Source organism: bacterium (assembly GCA_021108215.1).
Classification (GTDB): Bacteria; Oederibacteriota; JAAXVQ01; order JAAXVQ01; family JAUVAV01; genus JAIORK01.
In genome coordinates, this window is the sequence record JAIORK010000026.1 from 12,141 (window position 1) to 26,513 (window position 14,373).

The window sequence follows — 14,373 nt, forward strand, 5'->3', positions numbered from 1 at the left end:
GGGGTTTAATAATTATGAAAAAAAGTTTTCTTGCCTTATCCGTTTTAATCAGTCTGGGACTTTTGGTGTCCTGCGCTGTGCAGCAGAGTCCGCTCAGCCCAAGCACCACGCTGATCGGACAGTCAAACAGCACGAGTACGCAAAAACCCATTGTGGATGAATCTTCAGTACCATCATCTGCAGCTTTGACCAACCCGGCGGTTTATTACTTTGAAAACCAGGTCACCAGCGCCCGGATGGCCATGGATGCCTCGACCATCAACAGCAGCAACATCCAGGTCTATTACAAAACCTCGGATACAGAAGAAACCCAGGTAACCGGGCTCGGCATTTCCTACAATGCTGCTTTGAAGCAGGTTCAGATCACACCTTCCGGCGGTTGGACTGACAATACCCGCTACCGTGTGCTTTTCACCACCGGTATCCGGACCGCAGCCGGTGCGCCTCTGGATGGCAATGGCAATGGAATTGCTGAAAGCGGAACATTTGACAATAAAAATATGGCGATTTCAATCGGCGCACCCGTAGAAATCATTTATACTTTCATCGCAATCACTGCCGGCGCAGCGCTGGATGATGATGACCCAGTACTAAAATATCTCACTTCCACCAACCTCAACAGCGTGCAGGCTGGTTCCTATATCCATGTCACCCTCACCGTAACGTTTAGCGAGGATGTGGACCAAAGCACTATTTTCGTTAATACAACTACGTTGCATAACAATTTCGGTATTGTGAATAATGCAACCAATGCTGCGGTCTCTCCGGTAAGCGTCACGATGATTGATAATCAGACTATCGAGGGCGTCTTTATCTTGGCAGCGAATGCCCAGTATAAATTGACTATCATGGGCGGCACAAGCGGTGTTCGCTCAGCAGTCGGCAGCACCTACAATCTTCTCCGCGGCCGGCTCTATGGTGGCGAAGATACTGTGATTGAAGCCGCTGACAAAGTGACTCGCTATATCTCCACAGTCCAGGCAGGCGGTGGACTCACCAATGTACCGCCGACAGCCAGTGCCTCCTACTCATCCACACCTCGTTATTGGACTGTTTCTTTTAGTGATACCATGGACCAAACAACCTTAACAACAGCCAACTTCCAATTGGAAGCGACTTATACGACACCCATCCCGGATGAAACCTACAATGTGGGTATCAAAGCCATTGAGATCGTAAATGATACCACCGTGCGACTCTATGTGCCGGATTCATTCTATCCCAACGGTGACAATGTCTCCATGCGGGTAATTGTAAACCGCAATGTTAAGTCAACGGACGGCATCAAGCTGGACGGTGATGGCGATGGTATTGGCGGAGGCACTGAGGATGATTACCGCAGTGGTACCTCAACGGTTGATTCACAACTATAAGCTTCACTAGATTGAACTTGTTTAAAAAAGGCTGGCCGGATTTCCGGTCAGCCTTTTTTATTTCTCCCTAGGAGCTTGAGCATTAAATCGGTTTTTGGATGTTGTCATTCCCGAATGCTCTTATCGGGAATCCAGAGGCTTTGATTTTAAAGGAATTAAAAGTCACTGAATACCCGCTCACTGAGCTTGTCGAAGTGAGCAATATTATAGCCAAATTACCCTCCTGTAGGGAATGGTCGCGACCCATTCCCTACGATTTCCTGATATTTGCATAAAAAAATGGTATATTAATGAAAATAAAGTGCATGAAAATCATCACTTCTCCGTCTAATACATTGGCACCCATTTCTTCTAAAAAGGAGTTTGAAAATGATACAAACCGGTAAATTCCCGATCATTACCCTGGGACTGTTTCTCATACTGATCACCGCGTCGGTGGCACAGGCAGTTACCTATACTGTCACCAGCCGTGAGGATAGCGGCGCCGGCACCTTGCGCGAGGCTGTGCAATTTGCCAATGGAATGCCGGGTGACGATATCATCATATTTTCCTTAGCTAATTCAATTACTGTCTACAGCCCTATCGATATTACCAGCCGCGTTTATATCAGCGGCGCAAGTACACCTATCATTGGTGCAAACGATGAAATTTATGGCATATTGCGATTTCAAACTGGTAGCGACGGCAGTACATTGACCGGAATTTCCCTCATTGACTGCGGTACAGCTATTGAAGTATCCTCCAACTGCAATTGAATTATTGGATGCAGAATTGGCATGGACTGGGCCGGAACAATACAAAATATTGACCAGAATATATCTATTTCAGGAAATTATAATGACATAGGCGGCGCACTTGCTTCGGAAGGCAATACAATTACCGCATACTATAGTATAGGAATATTTAATAATAATTTAACCATAAGCAATGGTGTTGGCAATCGTATTCGCGGAAATTACATTAACAAGGTGAAAATCATTATTAGCGGCAGTGCCGGATCATGTATGATCGGTGGCAACCGTCTGGCAGGCGAGGGCAATGTCATGTCTGGATATATTACAATTGACGGTATCGGAGGCAATACGGTTTGCGGAAATACTATTGGTTTAAACCAATCCCAAACTGCCAGCATCTCTATCGAAGGCCCGGGGGTCGAAATAAATTCAGACAGTAATTTTATCGGCCTTTCCCAAGATGGTTACGGAAATATCATATCTGGAAATACATCATACGGAATTAGATTAAACAGTGACAATAGTCATGTAAATAACAACTTAATTGGAATCAGTTCAGATAACAGCTCTTTTTCAAATGGAACAGGAATAGATATATCAGGTAACAATAATATTGTTGGTGGAAGGCATGATGATCTTTATTTTGAAAAAAATATTATTTCAGGAAATGGAAGTGGAATACAAATAACTGGCCAAGCAAATACAGTCAGTGGCAATTATATTGGAACAAATATATCCGGCAATTCAGCAATCAGTAATGTAACCGGTATTGTTCTCCTTGGTAGTAATAACATCATCGGTGGTGCCAACACCTCAGAAAATTCAAGGGGTAATGTTGTTTCCGGAAATTCGGAAAGAGGCATAATGTGTATGAGCGGAGGATTCAATGTTATTATCGGTAATTATATTGGAATTGACGCCACTGGAACAGCGACCATCCCAAATATCATTCATGGGATTTATCTTAGTGCAAGCAATAATATTATTGGCGGTGATTCTGAATATGAAAAAAACATCATTTGCTGTGGAGATGTTGGGATTTATATATTAGGGGGAGCTACAACAAGCAACACTATTTATAATAACTGGTTTGGTGTTTATACAAATCTCGCTTTAGCCGCCCAAAGTTTTATAACTGCATCTATTTACTTAGAGGCCTCGACAAATCATAATAATATCGGAATTAAAAATACTTGGAATAGTGGGAATTTAATCACCAATGCTCCTATTGGAATTGGACTTTTAGGTGCAACTACAGATAACAATGGTCTTTTCGCCAACACCATCTGTGCTTTTTCCGGATCAGGTATTTCACTTGCTGGGGATGGCGCGAACAACAACAAAGCTGCTCCTGTCATTTTAATTTCCCCTGCTCCGGATGTTTCTTTGATCTCCGGCACCACCTCCGGCTCAGATGATTATATTGAGCTATTTGTCTCTGACCGGGGTGCAGGTGTGTACGGAGGCAGTCTGCGCCTGGTCGGCAGCACAACTGCGGTATCCGGCAACTGGTCGATTGTACCCACCGGGCTTGCAGGCGGTGAATATGTCTCAGCCATTGCCACAGACAGCAGCAACAATTCATCCGGGTTCTCTCTCAATGCCCTGGTCCAGGTACCGACACCTACATCGACTCCCACGACGACAGCCACACCCACACCAACCCCGGTGGGTCAGGTCCAGGTTCATTCTATCTCACCGGAATACAAACGCGCTGCTACCCAGCAAAAAGTGATTATCCGTGGATCTGGATATCAAGTACCGATGACAGTCAAGCTTGCCCGATCCGGTGCGGATATCGCCACAGCCTCCAATGTGACTGTGCTCGATTACAATACACTCCAATGTACCTTTGATCTCAGCAATATAGCTTCAGGGCCGGGCAATGTGGTGGTTACTTCCGCCGGTGTAAAGGGTACTTTGACCAATGGTCTCAAAGTATTGGGTACCATACCTTCGCCGATCCACTGGGATATAACCGATATGGGTCAGGCAGGTGCTCCGGCTGTGAGTGATGATACCTGCGGGGTATGGGTGGCGGACGGTGACAATGACGGCAGCCAGGAAGTGTTTTCTGCCGGACTTTTGCAGAATATTCTCAAGTATGATCTGGACAACACCTGGTCGATCGCACCGCTGCCCAGCGGGAGTATCGGTGAATACTATACTGCTGTACTGACCGCAGATATGGACAATGACGGCGAGAATGAGGTCTATGGCGCGACCCTGGATCATCATGTCTATGCGTTTTCCGGTACCAATTTTTCAACCAAGACCGATGTTGCTGGTGATCTGGGTTATGAAATCATTGACCTGGCCTGGGGGGACGGCAACAATGACCATGCCCCTAAGTTGTATGCTGCGGGTGGCGACAACAACGAGGGCTATGTCTACCAGTTTTCTTACAGCTCCGGATGGTCCAATACGGTGATCGCATCGACTTCCGAGAAAATTTATTCCATCGCAGTCGCGGATGGCAATAATGATGACATCAACGAGATCTATGCAGCTTGCGCGGATAATAAGGTGTACCAGTATATTTACAACGGAACCGCTTGGGCACAGAGTATTGTGCATACCGGCGGTTCATCTGCGCGTGTTGTGACAGTCGGCGACGGGAACAATGATGGCGAAAATGAGGTCTATACTGCCAATTCAGACGATCATATCTATCAAGCCAAATGGTCAACCGGCTTTTTCTGGTCACCCCTGACCATTACTGCCAGAGATGCGCTGGGTCTGGTGGTCACCGATGCGGACAACAATGGTACGACAGAGCTTTACAGCGCCGGTTCGGATCGCACGGTCTACCAATATCAGTTTACCGGCAGCACCTGGACCGAGACGCCCCTGCTGGAAGTCCCGGATGATGTATATGCTTTGGCAGCCGGAGATGGGGACAATGACTATTTGCTTGAACTCTATGCGCTGGCAGGCAACCATCATGTGTATGAAATCAATGCCGCCTATGCTGTTCCGACAGCCACGCCGACCCGCACACCTGTACTAGGATTTGAAGGACAAATTATTTCCAAGGACCATATCTATGCCGCTCCCAATCCGGTGCGAGGCCATCACGCCAATATCGTGATCTATACCCAGCAGCCGGCTGAAGTGAGTGCCAAGCTTTTCACCACCTCCAACCAGGAGGTGCTCTCCTTTAGACGACATTATTCCATAGGCAAGCATACGGAGCGTATTAATATCAGCAATTTGGCCAATGGGGTGTATCTCCTGCTGGTCAGAGCGAAAGCCAATGGCAAGGAAGAGCGTGTGATCAAAAAAATTGCAATCGTGAAATAAAGTATTGCCGTGTAAGGGCGGGTCCGTGACCCGGCCAAAGGCAAAGACGTCCACCAATGAACACGAATAAACACAAATAGGGTAAAGACACAAAATCATTTTTATATTGTTTTTAAGATTTTGACCTCATCTGTTCGTGAATATTCGTGTTTGTTCGTGGAAGTGAATATCAGAGAAAATCAGTGTTCATCAGTGGTTGGCTTTAATAATTGGCATTCCCGATAGTCAATGAGAATAGATGTAAATTCCCTAAATCACTCATATCTCCAAAAGCATAATCCAGCTTGAAAGGCCCCAAGCAAAGACCAAAACCGTATGTCAAGGATGCAAGGTCCTGATTGAGTTTATATCCAATTCTTGCGAGTAAAATATCATTGAGTGAGTACTCAATACCTGAATTAATTTTATTATTCACCAAATCCAAGGAAATGCGCAGACTATTATATTGATTTAAGGTTAATTTGTAGGACGTTCCCACACGGGCAGTAAGCGGCAAGGGATCATTTTCACTGAAATAATTTAACTTTGTACCGATGTTTTGTAGTGCAAAGGCGACGGCAAGTCCTTCGACCGGTGTTGGATAAAACAGGCCAAAATCAATGGCATAGGCTATTGCGGCATATTCCTCAACCAGCGTGGATGAAATTATTTTCAGTGTTGTCCCGATGGCCACGCCCTTGGGGAAGCTGTCAAACTGCCACCCGAAACCTAAGCTGAAGACCGCATCTTGCTGAGCTTTTAATGTCAGCGAAGATCCGTCTTCTTCATTGATTTCCATTAAACCGCCATCATAACCCAAATAACTGACAGCCAAAGCACCTGAAGCAATCGGTTGAATATACCCGAAATGACTGTAATAAGTATCTTCAAAACTTTTGATATAAGAACCGCTTAGTTCTGCAGAAGCAATATAGCCCAATCCGGCAGGATTGTAATAAAGTGCACTGATATCATTTGAAACAGCTACAAAAGCTTCTCCGGCAGCTTGGGCTCGCGCACTGATGGATTGTTTTAGAATTCTTGCGCCATCACTACCGGGTGAATTCCAGAAAGACAAAGCTTGGGCAGGAAGGCTCATGATGACCAGGATACTGAGTAGGGAAAATTTGATGGAACGCATATCAGCCTCTTTGGATTATTTAATGACACATATTTTTTTTGTTGATTTAAAAGTATTTGTCGTTATGTGCAAATAGTAGATACCGCTTGCTACAAAATCGGAATACAAATTTTTGCCTGTCCAATAGTGAAGATAGGTTCCGGGAGCCAGAATAACATTATCCAGCACGGTGTAAACGAGAACACCATCAATGGTATAGATTTTGATGGTCGTGCGGCTTTGTTCCGTGAGTTTGAAATGGATATTGACAGACTCGCCGCGCTTGGGATTGAATTTATTGTGAACCAGTTTGATCGAATTATCCGTCAAACCGCCGGCTGAGCCGGAAACATTTTTATCCGGACCATCTTCAGGATAACCAATATCCTGTAATATGGAATTGTAATCTCCGGAGCGGTCGGTGATATACCAAACAGCGGAAAGAATATCCATGCTTTCGGCATTGTATTGATTTCCAAGTATTACAGCCTTACGTACCCAATAGGACCAGTGTTCAGGCGAAGAATTGGTCCAGGGTTGGCCAAATGTCTGGCCATCACTAGGAATGCCCTTATGTGCATCTGTGCAATAAGCGCTGATATAGTGGGCACAACCATTGAGTGGGGTTGTGTTCTCACCAACAACAAGATCCTGCTCATTGGGATCAGTATTATTGACGATATAGCCTTCGTAATTGTACCCGGAATCCATCACAATAAAATCTAATGAATTGTCTCCGTAATAATTGCCGGTTCCGTAAATCCGCATATGTTGTCCGGTTTCAGTGCTATTTGGAAAATGATAGGCAATGACGCGAGTATATTTTGGATCATTTCCGTTTTCGATCACCTCTTCAATCGGCATTTCATTACGATAATTGGAATGATATGCCAGAAATACTTCGCCAGCGGCTTTTTTATGAACAATCGCAGAATGTGAAAATTCATCATACTCATTATGCAAATGATCTCCATCATCATAGCCAAATACAATGACATCACCCACGTCAAGCACGGAATTTAAATATTCAAGAGAAGTCGATATTATTTTTTCAGCATGCTCAAAATTCTCGATGTAGGGCATCAAACTGACCACTGTCGAAATAGCTCCGCCTTTTTTTATATGATTTTCTTGCACACCGTTAATCAACAATGCTTTGTTTTCATCAGTTCCAAGCATCATCCCGCCGGCAATCATGCATTGTGAAACAAAATTTGCGCAATCTGCCAATGGAAATGAATCGAAGTCCGGGTTATTCCGGTACCACCAATTATCTGCATATTGTTCAACGGCAGCAACATTGTAGGCAGCAGCGGATGACGAAAAATTAACCAGACTGAAAAAAATAAATAGACCAACCAATAAATTCCGCACCATTATAGGCCCCTTTTATGGAGGCTGATCGCTCTTTTGGTGTGCTTGACAATTTGTGGATCTGAAGAATTGAGAAAATCATTGATCAGTTTTTTTTCTTGGGTTCCGTTGCTTTGGACTATTGCGCGGATTGCGGATGCTCGGACTGAAATGGTGATGTTTGGGTTGTTGATTATTTTTTCCAATACAGGTAAAGCTTTTTTAGTATCCTTTTTTTCCAACAGAATAAAGCCAGCGTGAAACCGGACAAAACTGTTTTCGTCTTGCAAACACTGCTTGATGACTTCAATCGATTTTTTATCATTGATATCGCCTAGTGCCAATAGAGCTTCGCTCGGAAGAAAATCATTTATAATTTGGATATCACCTTTGTAGTCGGGTTGGTTTTTAATACGTCCTTCTCCGGAATAATCAATCACCCAATTTTCAATGTTTTTTTTCAAAGCTATATTTTTTAATGTTGGAAATGCCGCATCATATTGCTTAAAGGCAACCAGGGCGCTTGCAGCATTCACTCTCACGCGATAATCTTTATCTTCTAAAGCTGCTTCCAATGCTGGGATCGCGATAGGATCACCGATTGCTTGCAAAGCTTCTGCTGCGGTTTTTCGATCATAGGCACAATCGTCTTGTAGTATGAATTTTGATAATATTGGAACGGCTTTCGGGTCTTTAGCCCGCGCTAAATTGAGTATAGCTCGATCACACCTTACTTCAGTTGATGCTAATCCTTCTTCAACCCGCTGGATGTTTGCCTCCACTTCCTTTGCATATTTTTCCTGCAATTGGTGTGCCTGGATATCAGCGTTCCATTCTGTTTTTTTTGCGGTTTTTTGATATGCGGCTTTGCTAGCAGCATTTTTTTTGGCAAATGCCTCTTCAAACGACATCTTCTGTCCGGCAAAGGTGTAACCTGCTAGTGCCAGGATGAATACCAACGTTCCATAAAGAGAAAACCTAATTAAATTTTTGGATTTCATGATAAAACTCCTTGATGAATTTTAAAAAACAATACCAATATTCAATCCGGTATAGAAAAAAAATTGAAAAAAATCTGAATTATTATCATCCAACTGTGTTTCAAATTGAAGTGTTGAATAGTAATATCCTATAAAGGGAGAGATGAAAAACCAGTGACGATTGCCCAATACCCATTTATAACCGACTTCCGTACCCAGCAGGTACTGTGATCCGCTCTCTCCGATGGCGCCAAGAGTGTCTTTATATTCATCATTCCAAAAGATTATTTTTGCGTTTGAGCCTACCCAAAAACCACCCTGGGAAATACTTTGGTAAAAAGGATAATATTTAATGCCGCCGCCAAAGCCGAACTCTGACACCGTATATTCAAAATCACTTTCTTTTACATGATAGCCGGAGGAGAGTATGCTTAAGGTCAGGGAAAGATAATTGAAGAGTGCGGTTTCATAATTTAAGTTGAAAGAATGCCGTTTTTCTTGATAGAGATGTGACCAGCCAAGAATATCAGTATATAAACTATTGTTTTTTTGTAATGATTCTGGGAGTTGTGTGCCAGCCGTCTCTTTAAAAGAGGGGTTTGATTCAATGGGCATCGTTTCTGAAGAAGGATCATTCGATGTAAGCGTTCTCCGGTGCATTTCAAGTTCTGCCCAGGATTTATAGTCCTCAAGTGCTTTCTGAGCTTCCCAGGCTTCCAATTCCGCATCATGAAGTTGTTTTTTTAATCGTTTGATTTCATCAAGCAACAGTTGTCTTTCGTTCTCTTTTATAGGCTGGGAAACCTGGGAAGCGGTTATTGTTGATGATTTTATATCAATCACAGCTGCCCATAGAAATTGAGGTGTGCTTGAAATTAGAATGAGTAATGTGATGAAAATGAGTTTAAGGGTCATATTCAATTCCGTGAAAGTATTTTCTTCCTATTATAGTTTGACTAATTTATTCATATTTTTATGCATTTATTTTAAGATTTTTTTATTTTTTTCTTCAGTTTCTGGTGCCTGGCACCAATTATAGCATGGAAAGTTTAAAAAAATGTGCAGTGCTTGTTTTTAAAGCACAAATAAGATTGATACAGGCTCCATTTACTCTGTTTTGCTCCAACTTTAGACAACATTATTCCGTAGGCAAACACACTGAGCGCATCAATATCAGCAATTTGGCCAATGGGGTGTATCTCCTGCTGGTCAGGGCCAAAACGAATGGCAAGGAAGAGCGTGTGATCAAAAAAATCGCGATCGTGAAATAAAATATTGCTGCATTTGGGCGGATCCATGACCCGTCCAAAACATCCAGGAGCTGAATACCGGATGTCTCTCCCTATTCCCATGTACTGCATGATGACAGTGGAAATTTAAAAAAATTAATGCTAACATGACTTCATGTTAAAGGAAAAATACATCAATCAAATTAAAACTATTTTCAACCAATTCTGTTCCCCTGAAACCAAATTATTTATCTTCGGTTCCAGCGTGGAATCCGATTCCTTTCATGATGTTGATGTTGGCGTACTTGATTGTTGTCCGGACGGTAAAACCTTGACGAAACTCCACGATGCTCTGGAAAAATCCACAATTCCTTACAAGATAGATGTCGTGGATTTTAATCAGGTAGAACCGGATTTCAAAGAAAAGATATTAAAGGGGAAAATATTATGGATTACTTAAAGGAAAAAACCCGCCAACTTGAGCAAGCCCTGAACAAGTGGCAAGCAGCCTTGGAAGCTGCTTTTACTGATTTGAATCGCGATGCCGCCATCCAGCGCTTTGAATTCAGTTTTGAATTGCTATGGAAAAGCATCAAATTATATCTAAAGGAAATTGAAAAAATAGGATGCCATTCGCCGCGTTCTTGTTTCCGGGAGATAAAACCGATATTTAATTTAAGTGAAGATGAAGTGGAAACTTGCTTGAAAATGGCGGATGACCGTAATTATTCCGTCCATACTTATTCCGAAAAAATGGCGGATGCGCTTTATCAGCGTTTGGATGGTTATTGGAAATTGGCACATAAAATAAAACTGCTTATGGGAAACAATATTGATTAAATAACTGAAAAACATATCTCTTGAACTTCTATTTTAAACCAAAAAACAATACTATTAAAAGGACGGGTCACATGACCCGTCCTTTTAATAGCCCGTAAACTCTTTATTTAATACCGGTAATGCTCCGGTTTATACGGCCCGTCAACCGGCACACCGATATAATCAGCCTGTGCCTGACTGAGTTTGGTTAATTTGACCCCGATTTTCTTCAAATGCAGCCGGGCCACTTCCTCATCCAACTGCTTTGACAGGCGGTAAACCCCTACTTTGTAGGTGTCTTTGTTCGCCCAAAGATCAAGCTGCGCCAGGGTCTGGTTGGTGAAAGAGTTGGACATCACAAAGGAAGGATGTCCGGTCGCACACCCCAAATTAACCAATCGGCCTTCCGCCAGCATAAAAATCACGTGTCCGTCTTCATAGGTGTACTGATCGACCTGGGGTTTAATTGTGATCTTCTTCACACCGGGCCAAGCGTTGAGACGGTCAATCTGGATCTCATTATCAAAGTGTCCAATATTACAGACAATGGCCTGGTCCTTCATCCCGGACATATATTCGGCTGTGATGACATCCCGGTTCCCGGTGGTGGTGACATAAATATCCGCCGCACCCAATGTATCCTCAATCGTGGCGACCTCAAAACCCTCCATCGCTGCCTGAAGCGCACAGATGGGATCAATTTCGGTCACGATCACCCGCGCACCGAATCCGCGCATGGATTGGGCCGAACCTTTGCCTACATCACCGTAACCACAGACCACCACAACCTTGCCCGCCACCATGACATCCGTGGCGCGTTTGATGCCATCTGCCAGCGACTCACGGCATCCATAGAGATTATCAAATTTTGACTTGGTCACCGAATCATTAACATTCATCGCCGGAACCAGGAGCTTGCCTTCTTCCAGCATTTGATACAAACGGTGAACGCCGGTGGTGGTTTCCTCGGAAACGCCTTTCCACTCAGCCACGATGGTGTGCCAAAATTCAGCATCCCGGGCATGAATTTTTTTCAGCATATCTTTGATAACCGTCTCTTCATAAGCATCAGACGGCGTATTCACCCAGTCGGAGCCAGCTTCCAGTTCATAGCCTTTATGAATCAGCAAGGTCGCATCCCCGCCGTCATCCACAATCAGCTGAGGACCTTTACTACCGGGAAAAGACAGTGCCTGCAATGTACATGCCCAGTACTCTTCCAGGGACTCACCCTTCCAGGCATAAACCGGTGTGCCGGTCGCTGCGATCGCCGCCGCGGCATGGTCCTGAGTCGAAAAGATATTACACGATGCCCAGCGCACATCAGCGCCCAAGGCCTTCAGTGTCTCAATGAGCACCGCTGTTTGGATCGTCATATGCAGCGAGCCGGATATCCGAACGCCCTGCAACGGTTTTTTGGTTGCATATTTTTCACGAATCGCCATCAATCCGGGCATTTCATGCTCGGAAACCATGATCTCTTTTCTGCCCCAATCCGCCAAGGACATATCCGCCACAACATTGGGCTGATCTTTAAATAATTCCACTTTCGGTGCCATAAAAATCTCCTTCATTAATTAATAATATAAAATCTCTACAAAAATCATTACGAGAAGCCCTTAGCCTGCAAAGGGCGACGTGGCAATCTTAGATTTTAAAAAAAAGCGGGATTGCTGCGCTTCGCCCGCAATGACAGTCACATTTCCAGACCGGCTTTCTTCCAGAGGTTTCAACAGTCATCAGACACAATAGGGCAAACCTACCATGTTGTCAAGAATGAGTATCACTCAAAATAATACTTTTTTAGAAGTCCGGAGTAAGCTTCGGGGACGTTGTTTCTTAGCTTGCTTTTTCTCTCTTCCGTTCAAGCGCTCTGGCAATACTGGAAGTGTTGACACCTGTCTGCCGCGCTATTTCTGCCATAGTTAAGCCGAGTTCTTCCTGACCTCGTATTGAAACTTTTGCGCGAATTTCACTGACTTGTTTTCTTCGTCCCCCGTTTTGGAGTTCTTTTACGCTGATTTTTCCTTTTTGGCATTCTTCGGCAATAATTTTGTTCAAAGTCCGTCCCATTTTCCGCGACTTAAGTTGATGCCGCATCTTTTCTTCTGTTTCCCGGAGTATGGCGTTTACAAAATCACCGTCACCTAATATCCGTTCATCAAATTCTTCCTTTTCACTTTTTCGCCGAGCTGACAATACTTGCGACCAACCGCCTTTGCTCCGGATCAATCCGCCGCCAATTAATTCCGGGTTGCTACCAATATCAATGCCATCCTCCACAAATAAACGATATGCCCGACGTGCTGATTTTATTTTATCACCAAACCGGGCCAGCACCGAAGCAGTATCCATCCATTTAATTTTAGAACAGCCCATTAGCGCTGCATGACCACTCCAGGGATACCGGTCCAATTCCGCCAGGCTGCTGATTATCTTTGCTCGTATAGGATTCAAATGTATATAGCGGACAAGAGCCAAAAAATAATTTTCTTCATCACACAGAATTGATTTGTAACGATTTTCAAAAAGATGCCCAGTACGATTATGGCGGTGATTAAAATATTGGGCATACCAGGTCAAAAGTTTTCTCATAACTTCAGAAATTCCTGCCTGGCCGCTTTTAAACAGAATGTGAACATGATTTTTCATCAGCACCCAGGCATAGACCGAGCATTTCCCGGTTATGATATTCTGGCCCAGCCGGTCGAGAAAATTATTTCTATCCTGACGATCTTTGAAGATCGCTGATTTGTTTATACCGCGCACCATGATATGATGCAAGGCACCGGAAATGTCCAGGCGAGCTTGACGTGGCATGAGGGGTATTTTAAATCTTTCATAAATGGCTGTCAATATTTATGCAAGCTAGGAAACAACGTCCCTAATTACTCAAATTGTTTGTTGTACCAAGCTTGTGCCACCGCGGTATTGGGTTTGTGTGAACCCGCAGGACTTACACCTTCATGTTTATAATAAATTTTTGCAGGTGTTCCTAGCGCTTTTTCCAAACGGGTGGCACGATAGAGCGGTGATGGCCGCCACATATAAAGCATTTCCAGGACTTCTTCAGGAATATCAATCCAGCGCTCCTGCGAAACTTCCTGTTCAATTAAATTCATCGGGAATATGGGAGCCAACATTTCAGGCGTGATAGGCTTTCCATCTGGACCCAAAGGCGGTTGCATCGGTGTGGGTAGATCAGCAGCCAGATTGTACCACTGGCGTGGAATTTCATCCTCGTCTAACAAAACTTTTAAGCTCATGAAGTCCTCCTTGAATGATGGTGCCAAAAACAGAACTGTAATTAAATCGACAATTGAAATATGATAAGCCATAATAAAAAGAAATGAAACCCAAAAAACCGGGATTGACTTTAAAAAAAAGTTTTATTTGCATTCATTTATTGGTTATCATGCAATGAATTCCGAAATAGTTTGAACAGGTTGTTTCAAATAATTTAGGAAAGCAAAGAAAGAGGA

General features: G+C 43.7%; 12 protein-coding genes and 1 pseudogene. 5 read left to right on the forward strand and 8 right to left on the reverse strand.

All coding sequences use genetic code 11. The features are described 5' to 3' along the window. The first annotated feature begins 14 nt into the window (after window positions 1–14). From K8S19_04695 to K8S19_04705, 3 genes are all read left to right on the forward strand, one after another. Window positions 15–1,373 carry an Ig-like domain-containing protein gene (locus K8S19_04695; GenBank protein MCD4812970.1) on the forward strand — a complete coding sequence of 453 codons (1,359 nt, stop codon included), beginning with the start codon at window positions 15–17 and terminating at the stop codon, window positions 1,371–1,373. 369 nt (window positions 1,374–1,742) lie between these two features. After that, window positions 1,743–2,129: a hypothetical protein gene (locus tag K8S19_04700; protein ID MCD4812971.1), complete on the forward strand. Its 387-nt coding sequence runs from the start codon at window positions 1,743–1,745 to the stop codon at window positions 2,127–2,129. 21 nt (window positions 2,130–2,150) lie between these two features. Continuing rightward, entirely contained in the window at window positions 2,151–5,411 is a 3,261-nt protein-coding gene (locus tag K8S19_04705; GenBank protein MCD4812972.1) for a T9SS type A sorting domain-containing protein, read from the forward strand. Window positions 5,412–5,613: 202 nt separating this feature from the next. Here K8S19_04705 and K8S19_04710 read toward each other — a convergent pair whose 3' ends face one another. From K8S19_04710 to K8S19_04730, 5 genes are all read right to left on the reverse strand, one after another. After that, complete coding sequence (locus K8S19_04710) at window positions 5,614–6,531, reverse strand: PorV/PorQ family protein (GenBank protein MCD4812973.1); 918 nt, start codon at window positions 6,529–6,531, stop codon at window positions 5,614–5,616. 15 nt (window positions 6,532–6,546) lie between these two features. Further along, complete coding sequence (locus K8S19_04715; protein ID MCD4812974.1) at window positions 6,547–7,887, reverse strand: amidase domain-containing protein; 1,341 nt, start codon at window positions 7,885–7,887, stop codon at window positions 6,547–6,549. Next, on the reverse strand, window positions 7,887–8,864 hold the full coding sequence (locus K8S19_04720) for a HEAT repeat domain-containing protein (protein ID MCD4812975.1): 978 nt from the start codon (window positions 8,862–8,864) through the stop codon (window positions 7,887–7,889). Before K8S19_04720 ends, K8S19_04715 begins: the two co-directional genes overlap by 1 nt. Before the next feature lie 21 nt (window positions 8,865–8,885). After that, window positions 8,886–9,686 (reverse strand): DUF3575 domain-containing protein, encoded by an 801-nt coding sequence (locus K8S19_04725; protein ID MCD4812976.1) that lies wholly within the window; start codon window positions 9,684–9,686, stop codon window positions 8,886–8,888. A 206-nt stretch (window positions 9,687–9,892) separates the two neighbouring features. Continuing rightward, the gene (locus K8S19_04730) at window positions 9,893–10,141 is read right to left on the reverse strand and encodes a hypothetical protein (GenBank protein MCD4812977.1); all 249 of its coding nucleotides are present in this window, start codon (window positions 10,139–10,141) and stop codon (window positions 9,893–9,895) included. 106 nt (window positions 10,142–10,247) lie between these two features. Between K8S19_04730 and K8S19_04735 the strand changes: the two genes are divergently transcribed. Together K8S19_04735 and K8S19_04740 are read left to right on the forward strand one after the other, a co-directional pair. Next, window positions 10,248–10,532, forward strand: coding sequence for a nucleotidyltransferase domain-containing protein (locus K8S19_04735; GenBank protein ID MCD4812978.1), 285 nt, complete (start codon window positions 10,248–10,250; stop codon window positions 10,530–10,532). Then, window positions 10,520–10,912 carry a nucleotidyltransferase substrate binding protein gene (locus K8S19_04740; protein MCD4812979.1) on the forward strand — a complete coding sequence of 131 codons (393 nt, stop codon included), beginning with the start codon at window positions 10,520–10,522 and terminating at the stop codon, window positions 10,910–10,912. Before K8S19_04735 ends, K8S19_04740 begins: the two co-directional genes overlap by 13 nt. Before the next feature lie 107 nt (window positions 10,913–11,019). On the opposite strand, the gene ahcY is transcribed toward K8S19_04740, so the two are convergent. The 3 genes and pseudogenes from ahcY to K8S19_04755 all read right to left on the reverse strand — a co-directional run bounded on the left by ahcY (window position 11,020) and on the right by K8S19_04755 (window position 14,157). After that, window positions 11,020–12,450, reverse strand: coding sequence for an adenosylhomocysteinase (gene ahcY, locus K8S19_04745; GenBank protein MCD4812980.1), 1,431 nt, complete (start codon window positions 12,448–12,450; stop codon window positions 11,020–11,022). Between the two features lie 280 nt (window positions 12,451–12,730). After that, window positions 12,731–13,711, reverse strand: a complete 981-nt coding sequence (locus tag K8S19_04750; GenBank protein ID MCD4812981.1) for a transposase — start codon at window positions 13,709–13,711, stop codon at window positions 12,731–12,733. Between the two features lie 74 nt (window positions 13,712–13,785). Continuing rightward, window positions 13,786–14,157, reverse strand: a pseudogene (locus K8S19_04755) (TrpB-like pyridoxal-phosphate dependent enzyme). Between the last annotated feature and the right edge of the window lie 216 nt (window positions 14,158–14,373).

Coding starts and splice junctions, on each gene's coding strand:
- K8S19_04705 (MCD4812972.1), top strand. CDS start 2,151: ATGGACTGGGCCGGAACAATACAAAATATTGACCAGAATATATCTATT.
- K8S19_04735 (MCD4812978.1), top strand. CDS start 10,248: ATGTTAAAGGAAAAATACATCAATCAAATTAAAACTATTTTCAACCAA.
- K8S19_04750 (MCD4812981.1), bottom strand. CDS start 13,711: ATGCCACGTCAAGCTCGCCTGGACATTTCCGGTGCCTTGCATCATATC.
- K8S19_04720 (MCD4812975.1), bottom strand. CDS start 8,864: ATGAAATCCAAAAATTTAATTAGGTTTTCTCTTTATGGAACGTTGGTA.
- K8S19_04695 (MCD4812970.1), top strand. CDS start 15: ATGAAAAAAAGTTTTCTTGCCTTATCCGTTTTAATCAGTCTGGGACTT.
- K8S19_04710 (MCD4812973.1), bottom strand. CDS start 6,531: ATGCGTTCCATCAAATTTTCCCTACTCAGTATCCTGGTCATCATGAGC.
- K8S19_04715 (MCD4812974.1), bottom strand. CDS start 7,887: ATGGTGCGGAATTTATTGGTTGGTCTATTTATTTTTTTCAGTCTGGTT.
- K8S19_04740 (MCD4812979.1), top strand. CDS start 10,520: ATGGATTACTTAAAGGAAAAAACCCGCCAACTTGAGCAAGCCCTGAAC.
- K8S19_04700 (MCD4812971.1), top strand. CDS start 1,743: ATGATACAAACCGGTAAATTCCCGATCATTACCCTGGGACTGTTTCTC.
- ahcY (MCD4812980.1), bottom strand. CDS start 12,450: ATGGCACCGAAAGTGGAATTATTTAAAGATCAGCCCAATGTTGTGGCG.
- K8S19_04730 (MCD4812977.1), bottom strand. CDS start 10,141: ATGGATCCGCCCAAATGCAGCAATATTTTATTTCACGATCGCGATTTT.